Raw genomic sequence first — 26,636 nt, 5'->3', positions numbered from 1 at the left:
TATAAAAAACAGGGCCTTGTAGAGGCCCTGGCTGTTCGGCGCATGAGACAGGCGTTTCGCCGAGAATCCCGTCGGACGGCTCATTCTATCGAACCGAGCCCGATCAGCCGGCTCACCCCGCCGAATCCGCCGATCCACAGGCTGCCGTCCGGGGCATTGGCCATGGAGAAGATATTGTTGGTGTAGAGGCCGTCGTGCACGGTGAAGACGCGGAATTTCTCCCCATCCCAGCGCGCCAGCCCGTTACTGGTTCCCACCCAGATGCGCCCGTTCCGCTCATGGCCCAGCATGAAGATATGGTTCGAGGGGAGGCCATCCTCCCGGGTATAAGTCTTCCACTCGGTCCCGTCGAAACGGGATAGCCCGCCACCCCAGGTGCCGGCCCATACCGCGCCCTGCCGGTCCACCAGCAGGGATACGATGTAATTGGGGTTGTAGGCGACATCCACGTTGGTCAGTCCCATCTCCGCCTTCTGGCGTGCGTGATGGCTCGACTCCTTGGCCGGATCCCGGGTAAAGTCGATCTGGTCTTTGACCAACTCATAAGCGGCACCCAGCCCCTGCCCGTGCTTCCAGTTGCTCCACGCCCCCTCACTGAAACGGGCCAGCCCACCCTCGGTGGCCATCCAGACCTCGCCATTCTTGCCCTTGGCCAGACCATAGACCCAGTCATTCGGCAGACCGCCCTGGGTATTCTCCACGGTGTAGGTATCCCAGCTGCCGACGTCCTTCAGCCGGCCGCCCCGAACCCGGTTGGCCCCGGACCAGGTGGCGATCCAGATGTCGCCGTTGTCCAGGGTCAGCACGTCATAGATAAAGGCATCCGCCAGGCCGTCCTGAATGTTGTAGTTCTCCCAGGTACCGGTCGGCTCATCGAGGATCGACAACCCGCCGCCGTAGGTACCGACCAGCAGCCGGTCGCCCAGTTTACTCAGGTGAAAAATGCCGTTGGAGAGCAAGCCGGAGCGTACATCATAGAGCCGGTGTTGATCGCTGCGGGTGTCATAACGGATCACCCCCCCGGAGGTGCCGACCCAGACGAGCGGGCCATCCGCCAGCATCGCCTTGACATTGCGGTTACCCACCCGGAAATGGGCGAATTGGACACCGCTCGCCGCGCGGCTGAAGCCACTCCGCACCGTGCCGTCCGCGGGCACGGTTGCCGGCTGGCCCGGTGCGGCGGCGTCACCCCCGCCAGGCGTGCTGCTCTGGCTGAAGCTACCTGAACTTGCCACCGTCAGTACCAGGGCAATCAGCCCTTTTCGAATCATTGCCTTCATGGATCACTCTTTACTCTTGGGGGGTTGGATACCAATGCGCACCACAGCGGCCCGGGTACCGGCCCAGATATCTCCTGACGGGCTCTCCACCAGGGTATAAACATTGCTGTCCGGCAACCCGTCCGCCAGCCCGATGGTCTGCCAGTTTTTGCCATCGTAGCGGGATACACCGCCATTGGTGCCGAACCAGAATACACCTTCACTATCCTGCAGTACGTTGTAGACGATGTCGCCGGCCAGCCCGTCACGCGTGGTCAGATTATGCCATTTCTCGCCGTCAAACCGGCTCACGCCACCGCCCCAGGTCCCCGCCCATACCTGATCATCCTGGGCGACATGGATGGAGAAGACATAACTTGGATTATACGTGGCCTGCCCCCCGCTCAATACCCCCAGGTCATGGCGGGAGCGGGTGCCCAGGCCGGTATTGCGGCTGGGCGGCAGGCTGCTGCCATTTCCTGCCCCCAGCCCATCGGCATGGGACCAGGAGGTCCACTGCTTGCCGTCAAAGCGGCTGACACCGCCCTCGGTGCCGAACCAGACCCGGTCACTGGAATCCACCGCCAGGCCGTAGACCCACTCGTTGATCAGCTCCTTGACGTAGGTCTGGAACTGTCCGCTGAGGGGGTTCACCCGGTTGGCCCCGGCCCAGGTCCCGATCCAGAGCGTGCCGTCCTCCTGGGAGATAAAGGAGTAGACCCAGTAGTCGGCAAGCCCGTGCATGGGGAAAAAGGTCTGCCACTCGCCATCCCGGTAGCGGGAAGCACCGCCGCCATTGGTGCCAAACCATTTGTTGCCCTGCTTGTCGATACCGATGGCGAAGACATACTCGTTAGCCAGGCCATCCGTGCGGGTCAGGGTCTGGCGGATCTGCAGCGTATCCAGATCCACCTCGTGCACACCCACAGAGGTGCCCACCCACAGTGCGTTGGCCTGGGGCTCTATCGCCAGTGCCCGCACATAGACTGTGTCACCGACATTGAACAGGTCAAGTATTGCCGGCTTGGCGACTGGCTTGGCGGCCGGCTTGGCGGCCGGCTTGGCAATCGGCGTTTCGGCCGCCGCGGTAGCGGTTGCCGGCTTGGCGGCTTCCGGCGGTGGTGTATCGCCGCAGGCTGCAAGCAGCAGCGGTAGAAGAATCAGCAGTTTTTTCATTATTCCCCGGCTGTTGATGGTTTATGGTCTGTCGCGAGCAGTTTTTTCGCTTCGGCATCACCGGCGGCGGCGGCCTTTTCCAGCCAGTTACGCGCCTCGGCCCGATCCACCCGCTGCCCCATGGTGCCTTTGTCCAATGCCTGGTAGAGCTGCAGCATGGCGGGCACGTGACCCTGGTCGGCACTCTTCAGCAGCAGGGAAAACGCGCTGGCATTGTCCACTTCCACCCCCTCACCCGCCGCCAGCATCATCGCCAGTCCCATCTGCGCCTCGGCATCGCCCGTCGCTGCCGCCTTGCGGTAGAGTGCCAATGCCTGCTCGTTCTCCTCGGCCTTGTCCAGGATGTAGGCCAGCAGTACCTGGGCACGCACATGCCCCTGATCCGAAGCCTGCCCGAGATACTGCAGGGCGGTAACCAGATCCTCGTTGCGAAAGGCAGCGAACCCGGTTTCGTAATCGGATTGGCTGTCGGCCAGTAGCGGAGTACTGAGACAGACAAGTAGCAATAAAAGTCGTTTCATGGTCGGTTACTCGGTAGGGGCTCACCCGACAGTCAAAGCAATAAACATGCCGTTGAAATCATCCCTGCTCATCCTCCTCCAGCTTGCGGTAGAGGGTTGAGAGTCCGATACCCAGTTTTTTGGCCGCTTCCTGGCGATCCCCACTCACCTCGTCGATCACCTGCTGGATCACATCCGCCTCAAACTGCCGCACCCGCTCCTTGAGGGGACCGTCGGTGGAGCTGATGGTGATGCCGAGGCGCTCATCCGCCGCCGCCTGATGCAGTGTCTTCGGCGGCAGGTCATTGACCTGGATCTCCGTGTCCTCCGCCAGGATCAGGGTGCGTGCGATCGTGTTCTGCAACTCCCTCAGGTTACCCAGCCAATCGTGGTGCACCAGTATCCGCTCCGCCTCCGCCGATAGGGTGAACTCCGGCTCCAGCTCCAGGCGCTCCGCCTCCCGGGTGAGAAAATAACGTATCAGGTCAGGCAGGTCTTCCTGGCGCTTGCGCAGTGGCGGGAGGATCAGATTCAGCACGTTCAGCCGGTAGTAGAGATCCTCGCGAAAGGTACCACCCGCCACCATCGACTCGATATTCCGGTTGGTGGCCGCCAGGATGCGAACGTCCACCTTGCGGCTCACCTCGGTGCCGACCGCGCGAATCTCCTTTTCATCCAGGGCATGCAACAGTTTTACCTGCAGGCCCAGGGGCAGTTCGGAGATTTCATCCAGAAACAGGGTGCCGCCATCGGCCTCGAGAAACAGCCCTTTTTTGGCCCGTTCGGCACCGGTAAAGGCGCCCTTGGCGTGGCCAAAGAACTCGCTTTCCATCAGGTTGTCCGGGATCGCTCCACAGTTGACCGACACAAAACTGCGTTCCGCCCGCCCACTCATGTCATGAATGCGCCGGGCGATGAATGTCTTGCCGGTGCCACTCTCGCCGGTGATCAATACCGTTCCCGAGGTACGTGCCACCTTTTCGATCATGCGTTCGATCTGCACCATGGATGGCGCACGACTGACGAAACCACGCGGCGTCTGGCTCTTGATCATCTGCTTCAGCCGCAGGTTTTCCTCGCGCAGGCCCAACAGGTCGCCGATCTGTACCAGCCGGTGGATCACGTCCTCGTTACGCATCGGCTTCATCAGGTAGTCGTAGGCACCAAGCTTCATGGCGGTGATCGCGGTATTGACCGAGGCAAAAGCGGTCAGCATCAGAAAAACCGTATCGATACCCGATTTCCGCGCCTGCCGCAGCACCTCAATGCCATCGATATCGGGCAACCGAATGTCACAGACACAGACGTCGAACTGTTCGCTGTTGAGCCGTTCCAGCGCGGCATTACCATCACCCACATGGGAGACCTGGTGCCCAGCCTTCTTGATCTGGGAAGCCAGCACCTGCCGGATAGCGGTCTCGTCATCGACAACCAGTACATTCAGATTTGCCATACCTACTCCACAGCGGATTCAATCGGCTCTACCGGCAGATAGAGATGGATGCAGGTGCCCTGGCCAAGGTGGCTCTCCAGGGTGATAAAACCCTGATGTTTACTCACGATGGCACTGCACAGTGACAACCCCAGCCCAGTCCCCTTGCCGGCTGGCTTGGTGGTGTAGAAGGCGTCCATGGCCCGCGCCAGGGTCCCTTCGTCCATGCCACAGCCATTGTCCATCACCTGCAGGTGAATCCGCCCCTCTTCGAAAGCCGTCTGTATGCGGATGACCGGCTCCTTGACCTCGCCCATCTCACAGGCATCCACGGCATTGATCAGCAGATTCATTATCACCTGGATCAACTGGTCCGCCACTCCCTCCATGGCCGGCAACCCGCCGTCGAGATCCAGCTGCAGGTCGACATGACGGAACCGATTGTCGTAGCGCAACAGATTCGCCGTACCCTTGATCAGGCTGTTGAAATCCAGCAATTCCCGTTCGCCGGGACGAGGCGAGGCAAAATCGGCAATCTCCCGGGTGATGCCGGCCAGCCGATTGACCTGCTCCTCGATCAGCCCCAGATGCAATATCACATCCTTGCCCACCGGGCAGTGCTCCCCACTGCACGGCACTTCGTGGTAGACCGACTGAATCGTCTGCAGGGAACCGGAGATCGCCGCGATTGGATTTCCCACCTCATGGAGGATACCCGCCGCCAGCTGGCCGATGGCGGCCATCTTCTCCTGGTGGAAATATTGCTGGCGGGTGGCCTCCAGCTCGTGCTCGGCCTGTTTTCGCTCCCTGATGTCGTGAAATACGGCGATATAGCGTTTGCTGCCCTGGAATGAGAGCGTGCCTACCCAGAGATCAACCGGAAGCTCGTCTCCCTTGGCACTCCATACACTGCTCTCGCGTACCCCGTGGGAGACCAGCGGTCCGATGATGCACTGAACGCTGGCCGCCGGCGGGCCCGCCTTGCCGGGCGGCGTGAATAGCTGTATCGCGTCCATCGAGATCAATTGATCCCTGGTGTAATCAAACATCTTTTCGGCAGACCGGTTGCTGTCGCAGATGATGCCCTGCTGGTCGATGGTCAGTATGGCATCCTCGACCGTATCCATGACCGCGCGGATACGCGCCTCACTCTCTTTCAGGTGGTCCCGGGCTATCACCACTTCGGAGACATCGTGACTCACTTCGATGACCCCGACAATCTGATGTTCCGAGTCGCGCAACGGGGTTGAAACCACCTCGACGTAACGCGCTTCATTTTCACTGTTGTAGTGGATGTGCATCAGTTTGACGGTATCCCCCTTATCCAGTACCTGGACAAAGGAACAGGGGTGGTCCTCGCCCTCGCAGGGGGTGCTACGCCGATGGCTGATCTGGTAACAGTGGACATACTCCTCCGTATTGTCTTCGGGGACCAGCGCCCTGGCGGCCCGGTTCATCTCCGTCACCCGCAGGTCACGACCGATCACCATCACCGGATCGGCAATGCCATCGATGATCGACTGTAGAAAGGTCCGTGCATTCTCCAGTTCGCGGGTGCGTTCCCGCACCCTGACTTCCAGCTGGTCCTTGACCTCCTGGACCATTGCCAGGTGTCTTTCGCGGTTGGCCTCTTCTATTTTCAACGCCTTGTCGGTGTTATAGAAGAGCCCGAACAGCACCGCATAGGAGGCACCAAGCAACAGCACCACGCCGAAGATCATTCGGATACTCTGCCGATCCAGTTCCGCCAGCGCGCTGTTTACATCGGTATAGAGTTCGAAGGCGCCAAGTACGCGGCCAACACTGTTGTAAATCGGCACATAGCTTTCAAACAGATTGGCGTTGACGATCACCCGGTCCGAGCTGTTGAAGCTGTCCCGATAGATCAGCTTTGCGGAAGTCTTACCCGCCAGCGCCAGATTCAGTGACGTGTTGAAATGGGCATCCTGTCCGATCTCCCCGCGCTCGGTGGAGTAGACGGTCTGCATCTGCCGGTTGTAGACCTTGACCTTGGCGATCGGCAGGCCCTGGATGTGCTCGCTGATCGTCGCGTCGAACTCATGTGCATAAGCGGGAAACCGCCCCTCCTGCGGATTGGCTCCGTCCTGCAGAAGCCGCATCAATCCGTGATGGTCGAGTGAATTGGTGAATATGCTGGCCAATATCTGGTTGTGCTGCGTATTGTGTCGGAACAGCGCATCTTCCGAGAGATAGCGAAAAAAACCGATAAACAAAACGGTCAGCGCCAATGCGCCAAGCAGACTTACCAGGGCAAAACGTTTGAGACGCGTGGACATGGATCAGCCTCTCTCGCCGGCGCCGGTGGGGCGCATCAACTGTCTGAGATCCCTCAGGTTGTCCGGGCTGTCCCACTCCCGGGCGCCGACGATTCGGGCACGCAGGATGCCGTCGGGGTCGATCAGAAAAGTCTGTGGATAGGCGTTGACGGAATTGCGCAACTCCGCCAGCATGCCACCGGCATCAAAGTAATTGGGAAATTTCACCGCGTATTTGCGTAGAAACTCCTCTGCCGCAAAGCGATCCTCCAGGACCAGGCCTATCACCTTCAGCCGGCTATCCGCCATGTGGGTGACCAACCGGTCCAGACTCGGCATCTCGGCACGACAGGGGCCGCACCAGGGCGCCCAGATATTCAACAGGACGTAGTTACCTTTCAGCTGGACCAGATCCAACTCACCGCCGAACAATCCCTGGAGTTTGAGATCGCCAATCGGTTCTCCGACCTGGTAAGCAACTTCTTGCCGGCACCCGGCCAGTACCGGCAGCAGCAACAGATACAGCAGCAACAGGCGGCTGTTCCAGCGAATAGGCCTCATTTCAACCCTCATCATTGACCGTGGAACCAGGCATTGTCCCTGCGGCGGGTTCGTTGTTGATCGCGGCGCGATGTTGCTCCCACTCCCATAACGCCGCCCGTGCCTTGGACAGATAGGGGTCATCCTGATGGGTTCGGTGTATATAGGTGCGCATGGCGCCCATCGCCCCCTGCAGATCACCTTGCCGTTCAAACACCAGCGCCAACCCGTAATAGGCGTTGGGCAGGTCCGGTCGCAGTTCCGTAGCGTAACTGAAGGCCCGCTCCGCCTGGGCATATCGCTCCAACCCGAGCAGGGCGTAGCCCATGTTGACGTAGGCCTCCGGCAGCCTGGGGGCGATGTGCACCACCCGGTTAAAGGCGATCAGCGCGCCCTCATAGGCCCGCGCATGGAGCAGGGCGGCCCCCTCGGCAAAGGCCTGATCAAGTTGTCGCTTCAGCGCCAGTTTGGGTGGCTCATTCAGCCCGGCCTGCTCGGTCCCGACCGGCTCCCCGGAGAGGGTCAACGGCTGGCGATAATCCGGCAGCCAGGTGATCAACACACCCAGCCCCGCCACCATCAACAGCGTGAGCAAGAGCGCCACTGGCCGCCGGTCTCTGCGGGTGGGTCGGTCAATGCCTTCAGACATCGCCCGCCTCCGGTGCCAGCTGCGCGAGCTTGTCGTGGGCGCGGCGAACCCGCTGCTGAGCCACCAGGGCGACGAACAGCAGGCTGGCGATCAGTGCGCCACCACCGCCCGTCGCCATCAACAGCCGTCCCAGCGGCAACAGGTCGCCAGCCGCGACCAGACCCTTGCGCGGGATATCCGAGACAATCAGCCCGGCCATCAGCAGCAATATGCCTCCGCTATAGAGACCGGCCTGCCAGTTGAGCAGACGCTGCGCAATAGGCGTATGCCCGGGGATCCCCAGATGGCGATAGCAAACCCCCATGTAGCTGAGGGTGATGGCGCCAATCACCCCATGATAATGGGCCGGAACCCAGGCATTATTTTCCTCGATCAGCCACCCCAGGATAAACCCCAGCAGCAGAAGCCATAGCGGCAAACGGAGGAAAAACTGAAGCGCGGAACCGGCACCGGCGCTGCCCCTGTCCAGCAGCAGGCCAAGCAGCAGCGGCATCACCAACAAACCGTTCCACTCCATCTGCCAGGTAAAAAGCAGCGTGTCGTACGGCGCCGGCAGGTGTGGGAACAGGGGGGAAACCAGGACCGGCAACAGGATCAGCGGCACCTGAATCCTGATCAGGCGCGCCAGCCAACCAGGCGCTTGCGCTCCGCCCGACAACCACAGCCAGGCCTGCATCAGCAGCAGCAGATTGACCGTCTGCAGCAGGTGCCCAGGTCCCCAAAAAAGCCGTTGATAGCGGCCCAGCGCCGTTTCCGGCAGGGCGGAGGCCGCGGCCACTCCCAATTGCACGGCGGCCAGCAGCAGCACCAGGGCGGCGGCGCCGCAAAGCAGGCTTGCGCTGTCGGACCGACCGGCCAAAGCCCGCGGCAAACGGCTCAGGGAGAGCAGTGACACGACACTCACCGCCAGCACAAACAACCCGATCCCTGCCAGAAAAACGCCCTGATCGAGTACCGGCAGATAATCGCTCATGATCGGTGTCACCGCCCCCGCGAGGGGGGCGGCCGCCATCAGCAGGACACCCGCCAAGGCCGCGGCGACGGCAACATAGTTGACCCAGCGGCTCGCCCACTGACGGTTTCGGCTCCAGAAAAAGCCGCCCATTGACAGGAACCAGACCAGCAGCGAGAAATTCACATGCAGCACCAGGGCGCTGTGAAAACCGCGTTCGTTGTCGCCGAAAAGCGTCACCATGCCGCTCCTGGCCAGCACCAGCAGCAGGGCATAACCGACCGAGACCAGAAATGCCGTTACCGCGAGGGCGATCCAGGCCTGCGGAATGCGCTTGCAGTCAGCTTCTGGCAGTCTGTTGCGGACCATCAGACCATCCCCTTATGCGGCGCCTGGGTGATAAAGGGAATACCGAAAAAGGTGAGAAACCCCAGTGCAAACACGCCGACCACCAGCAGTGCCGAGACGGTATGCCGCGGCTTCAGGGTTAGCCGCAGGTGGATGGCCAGGGCGAGAAAGATCCAGGTCATCAGCGACCAGCTCTCCAGCGGGGCCCAACTCCAGTAGCGACCCCAGGCATCGCGAGCCCAGATGGCGCCGGCCATCAGCATCAGGGTATCGAAAATGAGACCCAGCATCAGGAAGCGGTAGGCCAACTCCTCCAGGCTGACATTGTCCGGCATGCGGGCAAACCGGGTACTCCCCGCCAGGGCGCGGCTCAGGATCACCCCGGCCAGACCCAGGGCCACCAGCACACTGCCGAAAAAGATCTTGCCGAAGCCGATGTGGATATAGAGCCAGACGGTATTGTAGGTCGACGGCAGCAACCCCCCGCCCGGATTGGTCATCATCATCCAGCCCATCATCAGAAACAGTACCGGCATCACCAGCGCCGCGGCAGGACGGATCTGCCGAATCCACAGACTGGCCAGGGTGTAGATCAGGGCCAGGCTCCAGATGTTGCTGGAGAGGATTTCGTACATGGTGACAAAGGGGCCGTGACCCAGTCGCTCCCAGCGCAATGCCAGTGCCAGGGTATGCAGCAGCAGCCCGAGTATCAGCAATGCCAGAACGCTCCGCTCCGGGCGCCGCTTCATCACCTGGGCGAAGATCGCAACGCAGCCGGCCCCGACATAGGCGACCAGTGCAATCCAAAGTATCAGCTGTTCCTGTTCCATATTACCCTCGGTTATCCGCACTGCTCAGCCAACTGCGCTGGCGGTATTTGCGCCACATGTGCCAAGCCAGGGAGCACACGGCCAGCAGCACCGCCGCCACCAGCCAGGGCTGGGTCCAGTCGTAGGCCACGTTGTAGCCCATCCAGGTGCGCAGCCCCTGATAACTGAGCAACCCCGCCTCACCCAGGCGCACCTGATCTCCGGGCTTCATCTCAAAACGCCGCTCACCCGAGCGCAGAATCAGGTGGTGTCGCGCCGGTGGTCGAAATACCGACGCCCGCTCTTCGGCCAGGATCGCCTCATCGAACTCCAGTTGCACCCAAACAGGCTCGGCCAGCCCCGGCAGGTTCCAGCTGGTATGCTGCCGTAGCGCCTCGCCCGGGAAGGGCGGCAACCGCACATCACCCGTTACCGGGCTGGACGCCGCGTCCGGCCGCCACTGGAACACCGGGGCATACCCCTTGTTGAAGGTGGTATAAAAACGGTAACCCCGCATGATCAGCGGGCGGTCGTCGCCGATCACCTGGACCCGTGACCCGCCCGCCTCATCAAACAGCCGGACCCGGTTCAGGGTGGTGGTGCGGCGCGGCCCCGGCGCATAGTTGATGGTAAACCGTTCATTGACGAAACGGACCCGGTCCAACGCCCAGCTATGCCAGGGCCCGGCCTCGTATTTCACCAGTTGCCCGTCAAAGGCCGCCCCTTCCGATACCTCGGCCCAACCCTTGAGATAGATCATCCGCCCCACACCCACCAGCACGATGAGTGCCAGCAGGGAAAGATGGAACAGCAGCAGCGGCAACTGCCGGCGAAACAGCGGGTTGACCAGGATGGCGGCCAGCAGATTGAGGGCCAATACACCCAGGGGCGGCGCCACCCACCAGGTAAAACCGTCCGCCAGGGTGAGGGCGCGCACCACCACCGCCAACAGCAGCAGCAGTGCCACCAGGGTGAACTTCAGCGAGCCGAGCCAGACCAGAAGCTGCCAGACCGGCGCCCCATTACTGCCCACTCGCTGTTGTTCAATCGTCGCCATCGCGCTCTCAGTTGGGACTCTCGCAGGCCTCGTCGCGCATCCAGTCCCGGCCGGTGTTACCCGATTTGGAGCCGCAGTCGTTCTCCCGCCACTGCCCGCTGGGGCGGAAGTTGATCACCTTGAGGAAGGCGTTCAGGTAGTAGGGGGCATTGGTATAGCCGTTGTCCTTGCTGCAGCCCCCGTTGGTGCTGCCCCAGCCGCCGCTGCCGGTGCAGATCTCCTCGCCGCCGGCCGCCTTGCCCGCCTCCGGCCCGACATCGTTCAGATTGACCAGCAGCGCCTTGTTCTTCCAGCCATGGGGCACCGCCACATGACACCAGCTGCACTTCATGGCGCCAATCTTTTTGCGGTGATAGGAGTGCAGATCGCCCCGGTCGGAACTGTAGAACCCGGTACGACTGCCGCCATCCGCCGGATAGGTGTTGTAGTCGTGGCACTTGAAGCAGAGGTCATCGGACTGGCCCGACCCAGTGTTGCTATCCCAGTCGCCCTTGAGGATGAAATTCTTGCTGGAGCCGTGGGGTCCCCAGGGGTTGCTGCCGGTCGGCACCCGGGTGGCGTTGGCGGTGGCCGAGCCGTGACAGTCGGTACAGTACATGGTCTGGTTGCCGATGTTGTTGCGCCAGGGCAGCAGGAAGGCGTTGGCGTTCATAGCGCGCACCGTGGCGGTACGGCCGGTGCTATCCATCACCGGGTGCCAGGAGCGGTGGTTATTGGTGGCATAACCGCTGCCGGCGCCGGTATTGGCGGCGCTCCCCTCACCCTGGTGACTGAACGGGGCCTGGAACTCCTTGGCCTGGTTGGTGTATTGGGTCATGCCGTTGGTCCCCGCGGGGGTGCCTCCTCCCGAGTCTCCCAGGTCGGGGCGGGTCCCCACCGGGTAGACATTGTCATCCTGGTAGCCGTAGTCCGAGTGACACTTGAGACAGATCTGGTACTCGCGGGTCAGGTGGGCGCTGGTCACGGCGGTGCTGGCGCCGCTGCCGCCATCCCCTTTCTTCACGGTGTAGCCGGACGGCTTGTCCTGAAAGCTGGTGGAGCTGTAGACCGGCTCCACGCCCCAGGTGCCGCGCAACGCCCCCGAGGCGATGTTGGAGGGGCTGTCCGGATCGTGGGTCGAATCCGCGGAGCTGCCGGAGCCGTTGAACAGCCGGTTTTTCATCAGCCGGTGGGGATTATGGCAGTCGGTGCACTCGGCATGGCGGTTGTTGGTGGTCTGATTTCTACCGAGGTTATCCTGGGTCTCGATAAAATCCGCATCATTGATATTGTGTTGCTCCGCGCCCGCCGGCTGATCATTGCTGCTGATGGGCATGCGGCGGGGGAGCTGGAAGTCGGTCTTGATATCCGGCACATCGGTCACCGTGGAGAGGATGCTCTCCGCCGCATTGCTGTGGCACTGGTAGCAGGTGCTTTCGATGGCGGCGCTGCCACCCAGTCGCGGGGTGGTGGGTCCACCGGCGGCATCGGTTCCCTCGCGCAGCAGGCGACGGGAGCCCTGCACCGTGTGGGTATCGTGGCAGTTGAGGCAGGCCGCCTCCCACACCCGGGTGCCGTCGGGAAATTCGCGCAGGGCCGCTGAAGCGCTTTTGTAGGTTTCATCCGCTACCGACGGATTGGCGTGCGCCGAATCCGCCCAGGCCTGACCCAGTTTGTCATGACAGGCGAGACAGACGATATCGCCACTCTCGTTGAAACTCCCGCCGCCGGGCGTGCTGCTTTGAAAGCGGTTGAGGCGCAGGAACTTGATATTTTTGCTCGGATCACTGTCCCGGATATGGGGATCGTGACAGCTCACGCACTCGACCTTGCCGTCCTCCAGCGGGACCTGATGCCTGATTCCGGGAGCCCGGGTGCCGATATGGGGGGCGCTGCCGGGGTCGCGCAGTTCACCATCCGCCAGGGCCAGGGTGCTGTTATAGGTGAACGAGATCGGGTGATCGTTGGTCAGGTCGACACCGAGCCTGCGGGTGAAGCCGCTGCTCTCGCCCTGCCCGGTTGCCATGGTACCCGCGGCGCCGGTCCCGCTCATATCGATACTCACCCCGGTCTGGCCGCTGGAGACATTGACCGAGCCGATCGCCAGGGTCCCGTCGTGGCAGGAGAGGCAGAGCTTGGAACTGCCGCCCGGCTCAGCGGCGATATCGGTGGCATTGATCGAATTCGAGGTGTAGGGGGTATAGGTGGCGCCGGAAAGCTCGCGATTCCACAGCGGTGCACCGACCGAGGCGGTAGAGCCGTGGGGTGTATGACAAAACACACAGACCTGGGTCTCACTGACCGCCTTCACCGTGCCGGGACCGGTCACCGACAGATTGTGCTTGGTGCTGCGGATGTCCGACACCCGGGCCGCCTGGGCCGTTGAAAACAGCCCCAGCAACAGCAACCCCAGCATTAACCTATGCCCGTTCACGGCGTTCCTCCGAGAAACTGGAAGATTGCGACCCGACCGTTGAACATATCGGCCACATAGATCTGATCTTGATTGTCATGCCACACCCCGGCCGGCAGAAAAAATTGTCCCGGTTGCTGGCCGCTGCCACCGATCGCCATCAGGAATTGCCCCTGGGGATCAAAGATCAGCAAGTGATCGAAGTAGGACTCCACCACGTAGATAAAACCGTTTAAATCAACGGTTATCCCCTTGGGACGCGAGAAGTTGCCGATATACAGGCCGCGTTCGCCGAACCGACCCCGCAGTCTGCCCTGGCGATCAAAGATCTGGATGCGTGAGTTGAGGGTATCGGTAACATAGAGCCGCCCTTCATGCCAGGCAATGTAGGTGGGTGCATTCAGCTCACCCGGACCATCCCCCGGCGCGCCGATGCGCCGCAACAGCAAACCCTCGGCATCAAACACCTTGATGGAACCATCCCGGGTGTCGGCGATAAACAGCTCACCGCTCCGCGGATCGCGGGCGATGCCTGTCGGCCGCGTTAATATGCCGGAACCCAATGGGCGCAGCGGCTCACCGTTTCGGTCCAGCCGGGCCACCAATCCAAGTTCCGCATCGGTGACCAGATAGTCCCCGGTTGCGCTTTCGACAATACCGATGGGCGCAACAAAACGCTGCCGGTCTGTCGCCATCTCCCACACCAGAAGCCGGGCCTGGAGCGGGTCAAACACATAGACCGCCTGGCGACTCACGTCGGTGACCAGAATACGCCCGGCCGAATCCACCAGCCCGCCCTGGGGTCGCTGCAGTACCCGGGGGATCCGCTCCTCCTGACCCAGCCCCACCAGCAGGGCGAACAGCCCCCTGCCCTGCCCCTCCGGCCGCTCGGTGACAAAGTTCTCTTCACCGCTCAATTGTCCGGAAAATATATACCGCGGCACCTCCGGTGCACTCGGCCAGACCGGCCACTGATCCCGGCTCACCCCGGCGAACGGGTCATAGTGGCGCGGCTCGTCTACACTGGCGCAGCCCGCCAGCAGCGCAAACCCGAGCAGCAGCAACCCGTGGCCCCCCAGCCGCTTCACCATCGTCCCGGACCTCCCGTCTCATGACCACCCATGATGCGGGTCTTGAGCCCCTTGCGCCCGGAATGGCAGATGTCGCAGTTTTCGACCGACCAGGCCACCTGCCCGTTGTGGCACATGCCGCAAAACTTGCCATCGATAATATCCGCCATGGTGATGTCGTTGGCCCCGGCGCGCATTTCAAACCCCAGTTCGTTATGACAGACCTTACAGCGGAAACGGATGCGGTGAAACCAGTGGGGATAAATCACCGGCCGCATCCCCTCTTGTTCCGCACGGTGGTTGAGGATGACATCGCCATACTCGGCAAAAACCGGCAATGCGAAAAACCCCAGCAGCAGCATGGCAAGCGCGGTGGCGCGGATTCGCTTGGGTATGGCGTGACGCTCGCTCATTGTCGCTGATTAACCTTATTCTCCAATGTGTCCGGTGGCACGCTGTGACAGCGGTTGCACAGGACCAGGGGGAAGGCCACCGCGCCGTGGCAGCGGCCGCAATACTCGCCGGAAAGGATAGCAAGCATACTGAGCGGGGTCTCACCCGCCTTCATCTTGAAGATCTTATCGTGACAATTGCTGCAGTCGAGCCACTCGGTATGGGGCTTGTGGGGAAAGCGCACATAAGCGGTACTGCCGGTGTGTTTCATGATGATATCAAGATCCAGCACCTCGATCTTGGTCTCCGGGAAGATGTTGGTGCGCGGTTCGATGTAACCCTGCTCCAGCGCCTGCACCCAACGCACCTTGTTGCCGACATCCCCCGCGTCATCCCGCGGCAACCGGGAGAGGGCATCGCCCGGATTCTGCATCACTTCAAGGGCCGGATTATCCGGATCATGCAACCCGTCCTCGGCCAACGGGGTCCACTCCGCGAACAGCGGGCCGGGCAACCACAGCCCGGTAAAAAACAGTGCCAGTGAATACCATCGCGCTTTTCCGTGCTGTCCCATTTTGCCCCCTTATCCCGGGATATAGACGCCGGCTCCGCGAATCGCACGCACCAGCTCTTTGGTCGACGACTCAAGCAACTCGACTGCCTGTTTATAATCGCCACCCGCCGCCTTCCGCTCGGCCTGGGCACGAAACTCCGCCGCCTTGGCCAGGAAGTCGTCCACCATTTTCCGCGTGTTGGCGGTCTTCATCTTCTCTTCCAGCAACACCGATACCAGCATCTTGTGGGTATCGTTGCGATCCAGTTCGTAGGTGTACTCATCCTTCTTGGTTGCGAAGTTAAGCGACCGAACCAGGGTATCACCCCGCCGCAGCCCTTCGATCGCCACCTTGGACTGGTAGTAGACATCATCCAGCTGCTGGCGCGCAGCATCCAGTTTTCCCTCGGATGCCAACTGCTGGGCCTGCTGCAGACCCTGCTCCACGCTGGCGATTGTCTGGCTGCTTTCACTGCCCGCCCCTTTTTCAGCGGCGATCCGCTTCAGCGCCTTCAGCAGCACATCCACACTGGCGGCCTTGGCATCAAAGTCCTTGCGCTTTTTCTGATCGATCTCCTTGTCAGCCCCCACCTCGCGGATGGCACCAAACATCAGGGCCGTGGCCTCGCCCAGCTGTCGGTTTGCCGCTGCGTAATCGCCCTTGCGCAAGAGTTTTTCCGCCTCGATCAGCTTCTGATCCGCCTGTTTCTGGTACCCCTGTGCCTTGCTATTGTCACTGGCTGCCACACGCCGGGCACCGGAGGAGGTGCGCACCAGGCGCTGCAGATTCTCCAGGCGGCTGCTGACAGACTCTTCGCTGACCGTCGGTTGCGGCGGTTTCTTAGTCTCCTCCGCCCACACCAGCGGCAGGATCAGGAGCGCTGCCAATACTCCCGCTATCAGACTCTGTCTCTTCATAATCCACTCCCGTAAAACCTTATTTGGAAAGATAGACGCCAACCACCGCCAACGCCTTGATCAATGTCTCGGTCGCCCCGGACTGGGTAGCGATTGCCGCGTTAAACTCTCCGCTCCGCGCCTGTTTTTCAGCTTCACTGTTGAGTTCCAGCGCCTGACGCCGCAACGCCTGAACCCGACCCATTCGCGCATCACCGAAGACCTGCCCATCCAGTTTCATGCGCAACAATAGCCGGTAGGTCTGATAGCGCCTGACCTCGTAACGATACTCGTCCTCCGGGCCCTTGAACTCCAGTCGGTAGTTGACCGTCTCCTTGTCCCGCAAGCGGGTCAGTTCCGTCACCAGTTCCTGATAGGTCACATCCATCAGCGCGATCGCCCTGGCGATCCCGTCAGTCCCGGCCGCCTTGTCGGCGGTTGCCAGCGTTGCGTGTAGCCGCGCCACATCCAGCTGGACCTGTGCGGCCCCCTGTTGCGCTATCCACTGTTCCAGGGACGAGAGCAGTGACCGAACCTCAACCCGCCGCCGCTGGTATTTCGTCCGTTGCCGCTCAGCCTGGTCTCCGCTACCGCGCGTCCGGTAGGTCCTGGCCAGTTGCCGAATCATCTCATCCAACCGCGCCTTGGCCTGCTCCGACTGGCCCTGCTCGATCAAGGCCCGGGCTTCTGCCAGGGAAGCCCGGTAGGGATCGTTCTTCGGATCGAGTTGCAACCGCTGATGCAGCCGCTCCACCAGGTGCAGCTTCTGCTCCAGCATTGCGGCATTCGCCGGGCCAGCGCTGCCGATGCTCATCACCAACAGCAGCACCGGCAGCAACGAACCCCTTATTTTTTCATCGGTTTGTTCTTGGAATGGCATTTTCTGCACTCCGCTACCGGAAACGCCACCTTGCCATGGCAGACACCACACTGCTCACCCATCAGAATGGATGCCATGCTGATGTTGTTCGCACCCTTCTTGGGAATAAAAATGGCCGGGTGGCAGTTGGAGCAGTCCAGCCACTCGGTGTGCTGCTTGTGGGGGTAGACCACATCGGGCATCGAGCCCTTCACCTCGCGCACGATATTCAGATCCAGCACCATGGGCCGCTTGTCCGGATCAAGCAGGTCATACCTTGGTGTGATCTTGTCACCCCCAAGGGATTTAACCCAGTCCACCCGGTTGCCGGAATTGGCCTTGTCGAGGCTGGAAAAGGCCTCTTTGGGGTGCTGCAAAACCTCGGTACCATCATTTTCCGCATCGTGAATACCATCTTTCGCCGGTGGCAGGTTGCGCTGCTCGGCGGGCCGCAGCAGCCGGTTGAAGGAGTTTACCCGGCGCGATTCGGGACTGGCCTTGGCGATAACCGCCGGCTTGGGTGCCGGCCTGGCCGCCGGCTTTTCAACCACCACGCTGCGTGCACTGTCCACGGGGCTCTTCCCGGCGGCAACCTTATCACTAGCCGGCGCAGGTTTGCCGGGCGCCTTCTCCGCTGCCGCGGGCTTGCCGGGGGGTGTTGGTGTTGCGGATTTGCTGCTGACGATACTCTCGCCCACCAGCCCCATCATGTGGTGCACCGCCAGCTTGATATCCTCCGTGGAGAGTGACGCGTTCCCACCTTTCGGCGGCATCGCGTTGAAACCCTCATCGGCATGTTTGATCAGGGCCTCTTCACCCTGCTGCAGGCGCGGCATCCAGTCCTGTATGTCGCCCAGTTTCGGCGCATTCAGCACACCCGCGACATGGCATGCGGCACAGACCGTATCGACGATCTGTTTGCCTTTCTCTTCAGCAGCCGAAGCCTGGAATCCCGCCAGACCGAGCAGGGCGACCCAGAGTACATTCCTCATGTATTCAGTCATCGCCATTACTCCTTAGCCTTCGGTTTTGCCGGAGCCAGCAGTTTCTGCAGGGTGCTCTGATGGACTTGCGTGGAGGTATTCGGCTTGCCGGAGTGGCACAGATTACAGTTCTCCACCGACCAGGCGATGTCGCCGTTGTGGCAGGCGCCACAAAACTCACCATCGATAATCTTCAACATGGTGATGTCATTGCCGCCCGCCTTGAACTGGAACCCCAGGTCGGCGTGGCACACCTTGCAACGGAAACGGATGCGATGAAACCAATGCGGAAAGATCGCCGGCCGCATACCCGCCTGGTCGGAATAGTTGTTGATGACGACATCGCCATACTCCGCCGTCGCCGGGGCGGGACCCAGCAGAAGAATCACCAGCATAACCGCCAAGCCTGGTATCCACCCCGGACAACGCCCCTTTCTGCTATTGATCATCGATTGCTCCTGTTAGCTAAAACACCGTCCGCAAAGGCTCAGAAGGAACGGCTGGTACTGAGAAAAATACTTTTGTCTTGTTCACCATCGGCACGCTGATGGACATTTGTGGTTAGTCGCAAATCCAGACGGCCGACGCTGTAATTGAATTCGTTGCGCCAGTGCAATCTGTTGGCGTCCATGAAAAAGTTGAATAGCTGCTCGCTCTCGGAGCGCAGTTCCAGATTGGACTGAAAACGCAGGTTCCGATAGTCCAGAAAACGCCGGTGAAAATAGCTTGCATTGGCGCTGGAAAAACTGTTCTGGCTGAGTTCACCGCTGCTGGTAACCGATGAGGTGCCGATATTGAAATCGGCGCTCCACCCGGAATTACGCGAGAGTGACTGATTGTGCCCTCCACCCAGGTTCAGCAACTGGATATGGGTATCCGTTTCACCCCGTATCAAGCTGTCCGTCGCCGACAGTCGCAAGCTGGAGCTGTTGCCCGCCCCGGCACGGGTCAGACCGGCCGACCCGGCATGGGTCAAGGTCATCAGGCTACCCTCGGGTGAACGTAAGTCACCGGTCACCCCCTGGCTGGCATTGATGGAGAGCATCCAGTCAGCAAATCCAAGCGCCAGTGAACGACCTATCTGGTGGGACAATGCGGAACTGACCCCCTGCCCGCCGCTGCCATCGGTCTGGAATTCGTTTCGTACCGCCCCGCTGGCCGACCAGTTGTAGGTAAACCCCAGTAGCTGACGCGCATCCGGCGTATAGCTCAGGGATGCCGTCTGAAAGCTGCTCACCGCGTTGTCGCTGTTACGCACGGTCGCCCCGGCATCGGCATTGAGCCGCAATGCATCGGTGAATCGGTACTCAACGCCACCACTGAGGCTGGCTTCCTGGCTCTCGCTGGCCGCGGATCCGGTGCCATCCTGACGCAACTGCAGGTTGGCCCGCGCGCGCGCCGTCAGTGGGCGATTGAGATCGCGCCACACCAGGTGGCTATTGGCCTGGAATTCCGTGTTGGTGCTCGCCGCGGAGGAGGCGGATTGCTGATCGGTCAGACTGAAGCTGGCATTGCTGTCAATCGACAACTGCTCTTGCGGATGGTAGCGGTGGGTACCACTCAACAGCAGACTGGACTGCTGGCTGTCAGGATTGGCCTGCTGGAAATCCAACCACAACATGTTGGCCGTAAAGTCATGCTGCTTGCCCCGGGTGATCATGTCGGCCTGCATATAGTCCCGGGTGCTGCTCTGGCCGTCCGACAACTGTTCCTGAACATTGCGTTCGACCCGGGCGGTATAGCGCTGGTTGCCTGCCACCGGGCGATAACTCTGAAACAGTCCCAGCCGGGTGTTGCGGCTGCCGCTTGATTCGATACTCAAGCCTGAACTGTCGATACGGCTGTCGGTCACATCGGCATAGGCCTGTAGCGGGAAACGGCTACGGGGAAACAGGTTGAGCTGCCCCATGCCGGAAAATACGCTACCGGTCTGTTCCAGGTCGTCGCTCTCACTGCTGGCCCGCGACACGGCCAGCCGCCCGTTCCAGTTGGCCAGCCAGGGACGCCAGATATAACTGTTGGCTGTGATCTCCGCGGTATTGGTCATTTGACTGCTGTTGTTTCCGTCTGATGGATGGTTCAACCGGTAGGTACTACGCAGAAGTCCGGAATAGTCAATCGGCGGCAGTATTGATTCGGCAGCATTGAGCCCCATTGACAGGCTGAAGCAGCAGGCGATCAATACCGCATAGGGAGCCGTCGACTGCGCCACCGAACCGCACCGGCCCCCAGTCAGTTCGCCGAGTTCAGGCCTTGACCGGGTTCGACCTCGGCCAGTTTCTGTCCCTGTTCCAGTTCCTGCTCCAGCGCACGGTATTGCGGGTCCAGGATTTCGATCCGTGCATGCTCTCTCAACTGCTTGACCTGCTCGGCCTGAACCGATTCCCTGGCCTGTCGAAGCCACAGTTCGGTGGCCCGTTGGCGAACCCTATCCAGGGGATTGACCCGGGGTAACTCGCGATCGATCAGGCGGAACAGCGCATAGCCTTCCAGCAGCTGCACGACCGGGGTGAGCTCTCCCGGCTGCAGGGCGTCGATCGCCTGCTGCGCCGTCTCGCCCAACATGCCCTGATGCAGGTAGCCCATGTCGCCACCCGACTCCGCCGACGGGTCCTGGGAAAACTCCCTGGCCAGCTCGGCAAAATCCCCACCTTCATCCAGGCGCAGTTTCAGCGTCTCCGCCAGCAGCCGGGTCTGCTGCCACACCTCTTGGCCGGACGAAGGATCCACCTTGAGCAGGATCGATTGCACATGATCACGACCCGGTGAGGTGAACTTATCGGGATTGGCACGGTAGTAACCGAGCAGCTGTGCATCATCCGGCGCGACCACCGCGTCCTTCCAGCGCTGGGCAAGTTGACTCAGGAGGCTCTTGCGCCGCAGCCGCAGCCGCAGATCGTCACTGACGATCTGCTGGTTCTCCTCCCAGCGGGGGTCCTTGCTGAAACGCTTCACCAGCCGATCAAACTCCGGCCCGGTCCACTGCGGATCGGGGACCAGACCCAGTCGCCCTGCCTCCTGAAGCTTTAGCTCCGTGTCGATCAGTTCCTGCCCCACCTGCCAGCGAAACTGCCTGACTTCGTCCTCGGGAGGGGTGCCGTGGTAGAAGCGGTTGCGCCCCGCATTCCGAAGTCCCTGGGCATAGCTTTCCATACTGATGGGTTGGCCGTTGACCCGGGCAAACAACGGTTCGGCCTCATCGGCTGGAATAGCCGGTGCCATTACCCAGAACAGGGCCCAGGAGACGATGAGTCCGGCAATCCTGTATCTCATTTTCCGCATAGCAATCTTCCTCGGAACCGCATCCACACCCGGCCAACAATTACCATGCGTCCTTAATGGTTTTGTAATCTCGAAACGTAAGTTGGGGTGCCAGGATTATTTCCCTGGCACCCCATAAACACAGCGAAGGTACGACTCTCTATTTAATATGACAGGAGAGGCAGACGTCGCTGTTGTTGTTGGCGATGCGCAGGAAGCTGACCGGTCTCTTGGTATCTTCATGCGGATCGTGACAGCTGGCGCACTCTACCGAAGGCCCGTTGGTACCGCTGAAGTCACGGGTGTAGAGGATCATGTCGGTCTTCTCCCGCACGTTTGCGGTGCCGGTCACGGCGGTGTTGGTGACGTCCACCCACCACTGGTCCTGGGTATTGATGGAAGCGTACTGCGCCACCGCGAAGTCCGGGTCACCGCTGCTGGCGGAAGCCGGATCGCAGTCCGCGGTGGTACCGGTACAGGCGCCGCCCGCATAGGCAATACTGATCGGATGGTCGTTACGCAGATCGGCGCCGATCTTGGGGATCGGATCGCCCACCATGGTGCCAATGGCGCCGGCATCGATCTCGCTGCCGGCGGCATTGTAGTTGCCGCTGCCCGGGCCGTTGAGCACCACGTCCATCGCCTGACTGCCGTCATGACAGGAGAGGCAGGCCAGCGAGACCGAACCGACGGTCACCTCCGAGCCATCCAGGCTGGCGGTACCCAGCGAGGAGTAACGGGTGTAGGTGGTGCTGGGCAAGGTCTTGTTCCACAACGGCGCCGCGACACCGGTATTGGACCCGTGGGGCGTATGGCAGAAGACGCAGACTTCTGTGGTCGCGGTCGAGGTACCCTGGCCGGCACCGCCGCTGCCAAGGTCATGCTGGCTACCCTTGATCCCGGCCCAGGCGCTGCCGTACGCAAGCAGTGTGCCCGCGATTAGGACGATATACTTGTTCATGTAGGAATTCCCTGTTTTCATTGTCGCACCCTCACTATGTTTAGAGTGGCTATTCACCTATGCTCAACAAGTGAATTGCAATACCGATGCCACTTTTATAATTTATTACTAATCAGTAACTTACCTTCTCGTTTCGGTGTGTTACACGGTTTTTTCCGGAAAACTTCCCGAATCCGGGAGGGCGGATTTTGGAATTTTCCCAATAGCGGGAGGCAGGGGGCGGGATTGGCCGAATTCAGGTATATCCGGCGGCAGGACCGACCGGGCCTATCCCGCCAGGCATAGGCTGGAGCAGGCCATTCGCGGGGTTGCCGGGTGACGGCGAGAAAAGGAGCCGGTTCGGTATGTTATTTGCTTGTTATCAGATTCAGTCAGCCAGCGGATGTATCGCCTGATCGATATACAGTATGAGGCTCTCGACCTGGGAATCACTCAGCACGGAACGCCAGGCGGGCATCGAGGTCCCCTCAAGTCCGTGCAGAATGACCTGACGCAAGCGCTGCGGGGTCATGCCGGCCATGAAGCGGTCGTCGGTCAGATCCCGCGCATGGGGCTCGAGAAAGGTCCCGATCCAGTTGCGGCCGGATCCGTCCGCGCCGTGACAGAAGGCGCAATTGGCGAGGAAGAGTTCGCCGCCCTGGCGGGCGGGCTCGGGAAGTAGATCGAGGGAACGGGCGATATCGTGGCGGGCGAAGGGAGAAGCGCCGGTGAGCGCATCCGGAGGCAGCAGAAAATCCCCGGTGGCGAATGAGGTGCGGGGATAGGAGACGGCGTCAGGCGCCCATGGCTCTCCTTCGTCGCTGACCCGGGCCCGGTCGTGACAACTGATGCAGCTGCCGAGAAACAGCCGCTTGCCCTGCCGCTGCCCGGGGGTCAGCTGTTCCCAGGGGCGGTCCAGGGGGATCCGGCCATCGGCAAACGGGAACGCCGGCTGGTAGCGCTGGTGATTCGCCCAGCCATTTTCGCGGGAATGGTAATGGGTGTTTGGCAGACGTTGGAGGATAAATTCCTCGCGAATGAAGTCGGCGACCAGTTCCATCTCCGCTTCACTGAGCAGGCGCGAGAAGGGTTTCATCGCCGTGCCCGGCCGACCTTCGCGGATCGCCTGCAGCATCTGATCCCGGCTCAGATCGCCCGGCGCGAGGGCGGTAAAATCACGCGGTGGCGGTTGCAGGTAAGTGGTGGCCAGGGTATTGGCATCACCCGAGTAGCCATGACAGAAGTAACAGCGAAAGTTGTAGATCTCTCTTCCTGCCTGGTGGCGATCCGGAGTAATCCCGGTCGCCAGGGAAACGGAGGCAAAGAGTGCCAGCAGCAGCCCGAGCAGGGCGGAGACAGTGGCCGTGTAGTTACGTGGACCCGGATTCATGGAAATTGGAAATCTCGCTATTTTTTCGTAACCAGATGATGAACATGCGCATGTCGAAAACCCGATACATGATAAACCACAGCCTGACCCTCCTGGCAATGCTGCTGGTTGCCGGCTGCCAGACGCTACCGGAGAAGGCGCCGGAAAAACAGCCGCCGATGGCCTTCCCCAGTCCACCGGAACCGGCACGGTTCTACCATGAACGTACGCTGTTGAGTACCAGTGCCGTCAAGCAGGCCGATAAAGAGGACAAGTTACGCGCCTTCCTGACTGGCGAGGGCAGCGACCAGGGGGAAGGTTTTGCCAAACCCTTCGACGTGGCCGTCCACCAGGGCCGGGTGTTCATCACCGACACCGTGACGCGCCAGGTGATTGTAATGGATTTTGTAACGGGTAAAACCTTCAATATCGGCACCGCTGGTGACGAGGGTGATCTCACCAAACCCCTGGGTATCGCCGTCGATCGTTCCGGTACCGTCTATGTCGCGGACAACGGTGCAAAAATCGTCAAGGTCTATGACCGTGATGGTAATTACCAGCGCAGCATCGGCAATCGGGAGCTGCTGCAGCGTCCCGCGGGAGTGGATGTCGACCCGGAGGGGAATCGCCTGTTTGTCGTGGATGTCGGGGGTGTGCAGAGCCAGCGACATGTCATTCAGGTGTTCGATGCCCGCAGTGGCGAGCTGGTACGGACTATCGGCGGGCGCGGAACGGGCGAGGGAGAGTTCAATCTGCCCCGGGATGTGAAACTCGGCCCGGATGGCCTGCTCTATGTCACCGATGGCGGCAACTTCCGCATACAGGTGTTGACCCAGGAAGGAGAATTCGTGCGCGCCTGGGGTAAACCCGGCGCACGGCTCGGCCAGTTCTCCCGCCCCAAGGGCATCAGCATCGACAAGCAGGGTAATGTCTATGCGGTGGATGCCGCGTTCGGCAACTTCCAGATATTCAATCCACAAGGCCAACTGCTGCTGTTCGTCGGCGCCCGCTCCACCACCCCAGGACCGGCCAAATACATGCTGCCCGCCGGCATCGACGTCGACGAGGATGGCCGGGTCTATCTGGTGGGGCAGTTCTTTCGCAAGGTGGATATCTACCGGCCGGCCACGCTTCCTCCGGACAAGGGATTTCTGGGGAATGCGGCGGAATGAGGCAGGGTGGATACCTTTCCGGGGCCGCCTGGTCGCACCAGGCGACAACGCCCGTCAATCACCCGGACACCGCGAAACATAACCAGCAATGGCCAGCATCTTACAGCCTTCGCTTTCATTCCGAATCTCTTGAACAACCGAAATACCGACTGGACCCGACCAAGATGAAGCCTATCCTGACTTGTATCACCAGCCTGATCATCGCGGCCACCTGTACCGGGGCACTGGCACAGACCCCGCGACCGGCCAACACCTATTTTTCCGTGGCGGTAACGGAAAACTCCCATAACCACTACGGTGAGAACCTGATGTATCTGGCCTTCTCGGATACACCCCAGGTTGCAGCAGACAACTCCCGGACCGTGCACTCGGTGCGTACGGAAGCCCAGCAGATCCAACTCGATGGCAAACTCGATGAATGGCCGGCACAGCGCTTCACCCGCATCCGCGGCCGGGTGATGAACAACTACCCACTCGGGTTGCACCATGATGCCACGCCGACCGAGATCCAAATCGCCTCCGCGTTTGATGATGAGTACATCTATTTCGCCTTGAGCTATGAAGACGCCAACCGGGACGCCTCCATCCGCCGTAACCAGTGGCAGTATCACGAAGGCGGCTGGCGACCACTGCCCCATGCCCGGCCGACACCCGGCACGGCGGCATCGGCCAGCGTCAATCGTGATGCGCCGCTGGCCGGTAATGAGGATGAAGATCGACTGCTGATGATGTTCCCGATCCAGGACAAGCAGAAAAATTTTGTCGACGGCGGTCTCGGATGCGCCGGATATTGCCATACCAATCTGCGCCTGACGCCCGATGCCGGGAAGGGTCTGACAGGTGAGGGGGTGGCGGCGATGCACACCGCGCTCCCGGGTGACCTGGCCGATCTCTGGCACTGGACCGCCACCCGAAGCCGGCCGATGAATACCCTCAAGGACGCCCATCTGGATTATGGAACCGAGAGCTACAACGGGCGCAAGGCCGATGACGGGGATTATCCGTTCGAGAACAACGCGCTGTTGCAGCCGCTGCGGCCCCGCTACGTCTCGCGTAGCGACTACCAGGCCGGCCGCTATCAATTACCCGGATTCGAAACCCGCCAGTTGCGGGCCGATGACCTGCTGGAGATCACCCCCGATATGCAATTCGCCGAAGGGGTTTCACTACCCTTCTATATCCCGACGGCACCCAGTGGCGGCATTGCCGACGTTCAAGTGGTCGCCCTGTTTGATGAAGCGAGTTTTCGCTGGCAGCTGGAACTACGTCGCAAGCGTGTGACCGGCGACCAGCATGACCGGCAGTTTGTCGCCGGAGAGGACCTCCCGGCGCCGACCGACCGGCCGGTGGCCGCCGGAGACCCGGGCAGGGGAGAAAAACTGTTTCACGAGAAGGCCTGTGCCGCCTGCCATGGAGAACAGGGCGAAGGTTTGCGCCACACGGAGCATACACACGCGGATGGCGGGGCTGCGGAGAGTGGCGAGGGTGGCTGGCACGCCCCGAGAAACCAGCGCGCATCGGCGCCGGCGATCCGCAAGACCGTCTCGCCCTTGCGGCCACGCCGCCTGCAGTACCTGGCACACTCGCTGCAGCAGCAGGACGGACAGCCACCCGAGGACCTGATGCCCTTCGTCACCCTGACCCCCCAGGAGATCGAGGATATCGCCAGCTGGCTGCAGCTACAGTACACACCCGACCGGCATTAATCGATAACGGCAGCGGATATCGCTTCGGATGTCCGCTGCCGTT

24 protein-coding genes are annotated in these 26,636 nt (G+C 61.1%); 2 read left to right on the top strand and 22 right to left on the bottom strand.

Annotated features, from left to right (window positions below; translation table 11 throughout):
• Positions 1–80 precede the first annotated feature (80 nt).
• From O9K64_RS06565 to O9K64_RS06460, 22 genes are all read right to left on the bottom strand, one after another.
• Complete coding sequence (locus tag O9K64_RS06565; RefSeq protein ID WP_275097276.1) at positions 81–1,280, bottom strand: ligand-binding sensor domain-containing protein; 1,200 nt, start codon at positions 1,278–1,280, stop codon at positions 81–83.
• Positions 1,281–1,283: 3 nt separating this feature from the next.
• Positions 1,284–2,435 (bottom strand): ligand-binding sensor domain-containing protein, encoded by a 1,152-nt coding sequence (locus O9K64_RS06560; RefSeq protein WP_275097275.1) that lies wholly within the window; start codon positions 2,433–2,435, stop codon positions 1,284–1,286.
• Complete coding sequence (locus O9K64_RS06555; RefSeq protein WP_275097274.1) at positions 2,435–2,956, bottom strand: tetratricopeptide repeat protein; 522 nt, start codon at positions 2,954–2,956, stop codon at positions 2,435–2,437. Before O9K64_RS06555 ends, O9K64_RS06560 begins: the two co-directional genes overlap by 1 nt.
• A 58-nt stretch (positions 2,957–3,014) precedes the next feature.
• The gene (locus O9K64_RS06550) at positions 3,015–4,388 is read right to left on the bottom strand and encodes a sigma-54-dependent transcriptional regulator (RefSeq protein ID WP_275097273.1); all 1,374 of its coding nucleotides are present in this window, start codon (positions 4,386–4,388) and stop codon (positions 3,015–3,017) included.
• A 2-nt stretch (positions 4,389–4,390) separates the two neighbouring features.
• Positions 4,391–6,664: a PAS domain-containing sensor histidine kinase gene (locus tag O9K64_RS06545; RefSeq protein WP_275097272.1), complete on the bottom strand. Its 2,274-nt coding sequence runs from the start codon at positions 6,662–6,664 to the stop codon at positions 4,391–4,393.
• A gap of 3 nt (positions 6,665–6,667) precedes the next feature.
• Positions 6,668–7,204, bottom strand: coding sequence for a TlpA family protein disulfide reductase (locus O9K64_RS06540; protein WP_275097271.1), 537 nt, complete (start codon positions 7,202–7,204; stop codon positions 6,668–6,670).
• 1 nt (position 7,205) lies between these two features.
• Entirely contained in the window at positions 7,206–7,832 is a 627-nt protein-coding gene (locus tag O9K64_RS06535; protein WP_275097270.1) for a tetratricopeptide repeat protein, read from the bottom strand.
• On the bottom strand, positions 7,825–9,153 hold the full coding sequence (locus O9K64_RS06530; protein ID WP_275097269.1) for a hypothetical protein: 1,329 nt from the start codon (positions 9,151–9,153) through the stop codon (positions 7,825–7,827). Before O9K64_RS06530 ends, O9K64_RS06535 begins: the two co-directional genes overlap by 8 nt.
• On the bottom strand, positions 9,153–9,962 hold the full coding sequence (locus tag O9K64_RS06525; RefSeq protein WP_275097268.1) for a cytochrome c biogenesis protein: 810 nt from the start codon (positions 9,960–9,962) through the stop codon (positions 9,153–9,155). The genes O9K64_RS06530 and O9K64_RS06525 overlap by 1 nt, the downstream gene beginning before the upstream one ends.
• Position 9,963: 1 nt before the next feature.
• Positions 9,964–10,998 carry a cytochrome c biogenesis protein ResB gene (locus tag O9K64_RS06520; protein WP_275097267.1) on the bottom strand — a complete coding sequence of 345 codons (1,035 nt, stop codon included), beginning with the start codon at positions 10,996–10,998 and terminating at the stop codon, positions 9,964–9,966.
• 7 nt (positions 10,999–11,005) lie between these two features.
• Positions 11,006–13,411: a multiheme c-type cytochrome gene (locus O9K64_RS06515; RefSeq protein ID WP_275097266.1), complete on the bottom strand. Its 2,406-nt coding sequence runs from the start codon at positions 13,409–13,411 to the stop codon at positions 11,006–11,008.
• Positions 13,408–14,481 (bottom strand): 6-bladed beta-propeller, encoded by a 1,074-nt coding sequence (locus O9K64_RS06510; RefSeq protein ID WP_275097265.1) that lies wholly within the window; start codon positions 14,479–14,481, stop codon positions 13,408–13,410. The genes O9K64_RS06515 and O9K64_RS06510 overlap by 4 nt, the downstream gene beginning before the upstream one ends.
• Positions 14,475–14,873, bottom strand: a complete 399-nt coding sequence (locus O9K64_RS06505) for a c(7)-type cytochrome triheme domain-containing protein (protein ID WP_335342246.1) — start codon at positions 14,871–14,873, stop codon at positions 14,475–14,477. The genes O9K64_RS06510 and O9K64_RS06505 overlap by 7 nt, the downstream gene beginning before the upstream one ends.
• A complete protein-coding gene (locus tag O9K64_RS06500) occupies positions 14,870–15,427 on the bottom strand; it encodes a c(7)-type cytochrome triheme domain-containing protein (protein ID WP_275097264.1) in 558 nt (185 codons plus the stop codon). The genes O9K64_RS06505 and O9K64_RS06500 overlap by 4 nt, the downstream gene beginning before the upstream one ends.
• A 9-nt stretch (positions 15,428–15,436) precedes the next feature.
• Positions 15,437–16,324, bottom strand: coding sequence for a hypothetical protein (locus O9K64_RS06495; protein WP_275097263.1), 888 nt, complete (start codon positions 16,322–16,324; stop codon positions 15,437–15,439).
• Positions 16,325–16,343: 19 nt separating this feature from the next.
• Entirely contained in the window at positions 16,344–17,183 is an 840-nt protein-coding gene (locus tag O9K64_RS06490) for a hypothetical protein (RefSeq protein WP_275097262.1), read from the bottom strand.
• Positions 17,150–18,166 (bottom strand): c(7)-type cytochrome triheme domain-containing protein, encoded by a 1,017-nt coding sequence (locus O9K64_RS06485; protein ID WP_275097261.1) that lies wholly within the window; start codon positions 18,164–18,166, stop codon positions 17,150–17,152. The genes O9K64_RS06490 and O9K64_RS06485 overlap by 34 nt, the downstream gene beginning before the upstream one ends.
• A 5-nt stretch (positions 18,167–18,171) precedes the next feature.
• On the bottom strand, positions 18,172–18,594 hold the full coding sequence (locus O9K64_RS06480) for a c(7)-type cytochrome triheme domain-containing protein (RefSeq protein WP_335342245.1): 423 nt from the start codon (positions 18,592–18,594) through the stop codon (positions 18,172–18,174).
• Between the two features lie 38 nt (positions 18,595–18,632).
• Positions 18,633–20,192: a hypothetical protein gene (locus tag O9K64_RS06475; protein ID WP_275097260.1), complete on the bottom strand. Its 1,560-nt coding sequence runs from the start codon at positions 20,190–20,192 to the stop codon at positions 18,633–18,635.
• Positions 20,193–20,377: 185 nt separating this feature from the next.
• Complete coding sequence (locus O9K64_RS06470; RefSeq protein ID WP_275097259.1) at positions 20,378–21,427, bottom strand: peptidylprolyl isomerase; 1,050 nt, start codon at positions 21,425–21,427, stop codon at positions 20,378–20,380.
• Positions 21,428–21,566: 139 nt separating this feature from the next.
• Positions 21,567–22,367 (bottom strand): cytochrome c3 family protein, encoded by an 801-nt coding sequence (locus tag O9K64_RS06465; RefSeq protein ID WP_275097258.1) that lies wholly within the window; start codon positions 22,365–22,367, stop codon positions 21,567–21,569.
• 367 nt (positions 22,368–22,734) lie between these two features.
• Positions 22,735–23,736, bottom strand: a complete 1,002-nt coding sequence (locus tag O9K64_RS06460; RefSeq protein ID WP_275097257.1) for a c-type cytochrome — start codon at positions 23,734–23,736, stop codon at positions 22,735–22,737.
• A 50-nt stretch (positions 23,737–23,786) separates the two neighbouring features.
• Here O9K64_RS06460 and O9K64_RS06455 point away from each other — a divergent pair, with 50 nt between their 5' ends.
• A complete protein-coding gene (locus tag O9K64_RS06455) occupies positions 23,787–24,887 on the top strand; it encodes a 6-bladed beta-propeller (protein WP_275097256.1) in 1,101 nt (366 codons plus the stop codon).
• Positions 24,888–25,051: 164 nt separating this feature from the next.
• Positions 25,052–26,593, top strand: coding sequence for an ethylbenzene dehydrogenase-related protein (locus O9K64_RS06450; RefSeq protein ID WP_275097255.1), 1,542 nt, complete (start codon positions 25,052–25,054; stop codon positions 26,591–26,593).
• The last annotated feature ends 43 nt before the right edge of the window (positions 26,594–26,636 follow it).

Source organism: Sedimenticola hydrogenitrophicus (assembly GCF_029017505.1).
Classification (GTDB): Bacteria; Pseudomonadota; Gammaproteobacteria; order Chromatiales; family Chromatiaceae; genus Sedimenticola; species Sedimenticola hydrogenitrophicus_A.
Note: the sequence above shows the minus strand (reverse complement) of the source record. Positions and strands in the feature narration are given on the sequence as shown.

Excerpts from the sequence above, each read along its gene's own strand:
- O9K64_RS06565 (WP_275097276.1), bottom strand. The coding sequence starts at position 1,280 with ATGAAGGCAATGATTCGAAAAGGGCTGATTGCCCTGGTACTGACGGTG.
- O9K64_RS06560 (WP_275097275.1), bottom strand. The coding sequence starts at position 2,435 with ATGAAAAAACTGCTGATTCTTCTACCGCTGCTGCTTGCAGCCTGCGGC.
- O9K64_RS06555 (WP_275097274.1), bottom strand. The coding sequence starts at position 2,956 with ATGAAACGACTTTTATTGCTACTTGTCTGTCTCAGTACTCCGCTACTG.
- O9K64_RS06550 (WP_275097273.1), bottom strand. The coding sequence starts at position 4,388 with ATGGCAAATCTGAATGTACTGGTTGTCGATGACGAGACCGCTATCCGG.
- O9K64_RS06545 (WP_275097272.1), bottom strand. The coding sequence starts at position 6,664 with ATGTCCACGCGTCTCAAACGTTTTGCCCTGGTAAGTCTGCTTGGCGCA.
- O9K64_RS06540 (WP_275097271.1), bottom strand. The coding sequence starts at position 7,204 with ATGAGGCCTATTCGCTGGAACAGCCGCCTGTTGCTGCTGTATCTGTTG.
- O9K64_RS06535 (WP_275097270.1), bottom strand. The coding sequence starts at position 7,832 with ATGTCTGAAGGCATTGACCGACCCACCCGCAGAGACCGGCGGCCAGTG.
- O9K64_RS06530 (WP_275097269.1), bottom strand. The coding sequence starts at position 9,153 with ATGGTCCGCAACAGACTGCCAGAAGCTGACTGCAAGCGCATTCCGCAG.
- O9K64_RS06525 (WP_275097268.1), bottom strand. The coding sequence starts at position 9,962 with ATGGAACAGGAACAGCTGATACTTTGGATTGCACTGGTCGCCTATGTC.
- O9K64_RS06520 (WP_275097267.1), bottom strand. The coding sequence starts at position 10,998 with ATGGCGACGATTGAACAACAGCGAGTGGGCAGTAATGGGGCGCCGGTC.
- O9K64_RS06510 (WP_275097265.1), bottom strand. The coding sequence starts at position 14,481 with ATGGTGAAGCGGCTGGGGGGCCACGGGTTGCTGCTGCTCGGGTTTGCG.
- O9K64_RS06505 (WP_335342246.1), bottom strand. The coding sequence starts at position 14,873 with ATGAGCGAGCGTCACGCCATACCCAAGCGAATCCGCGCCACCGCGCTT.
- O9K64_RS06500 (WP_275097264.1), bottom strand. The coding sequence starts at position 15,427 with ATGGGACAGCACGGAAAAGCGCGATGGTATTCACTGGCACTGTTTTTT.
- O9K64_RS06495 (WP_275097263.1), bottom strand. The coding sequence starts at position 16,324 with ATGAAGAGACAGAGTCTGATAGCGGGAGTATTGGCAGCGCTCCTGATC.
- O9K64_RS06490 (WP_275097262.1), bottom strand. The coding sequence starts at position 17,183 with ATGCCATTCCAAGAACAAACCGATGAAAAAATAAGGGGTTCGTTGCTG.
- O9K64_RS06485 (WP_275097261.1), bottom strand. The coding sequence starts at position 18,166 with ATGACTGAATACATGAGGAATGTACTCTGGGTCGCCCTGCTCGGTCTG.
- O9K64_RS06480 (WP_335342245.1), bottom strand. The coding sequence starts at position 18,594 with ATGATCAATAGCAGAAAGGGGCGTTGTCCGGGGTGGATACCAGGCTTG.
- O9K64_RS06475 (WP_275097260.1), bottom strand. The coding sequence starts at position 20,192 with ATGACCAATACCGCGGAGATCACAGCCAACAGTTATATCTGGCGTCCC.
- O9K64_RS06470 (WP_275097259.1), bottom strand. The coding sequence starts at position 21,427 with ATGCGGAAAATGAGATACAGGATTGCCGGACTCATCGTCTCCTGGGCC.
- O9K64_RS06465 (WP_275097258.1), bottom strand. The coding sequence starts at position 22,367 with ATGAACAAGTATATCGTCCTAATCGCGGGCACACTGCTTGCGTACGGC.
- O9K64_RS06460 (WP_275097257.1), bottom strand. The coding sequence starts at position 23,736 with ATGAATCCGGGTCCACGTAACTACACGGCCACTGTCTCCGCCCTGCTC.
- O9K64_RS06455 (WP_275097256.1), top strand. The coding sequence starts at position 23,787 with ATGTCGAAAACCCGATACATGATAAACCACAGCCTGACCCTCCTGGCA.
- O9K64_RS06450 (WP_275097255.1), top strand. The coding sequence starts at position 25,052 with ATGAAGCCTATCCTGACTTGTATCACCAGCCTGATCATCGCGGCCACC.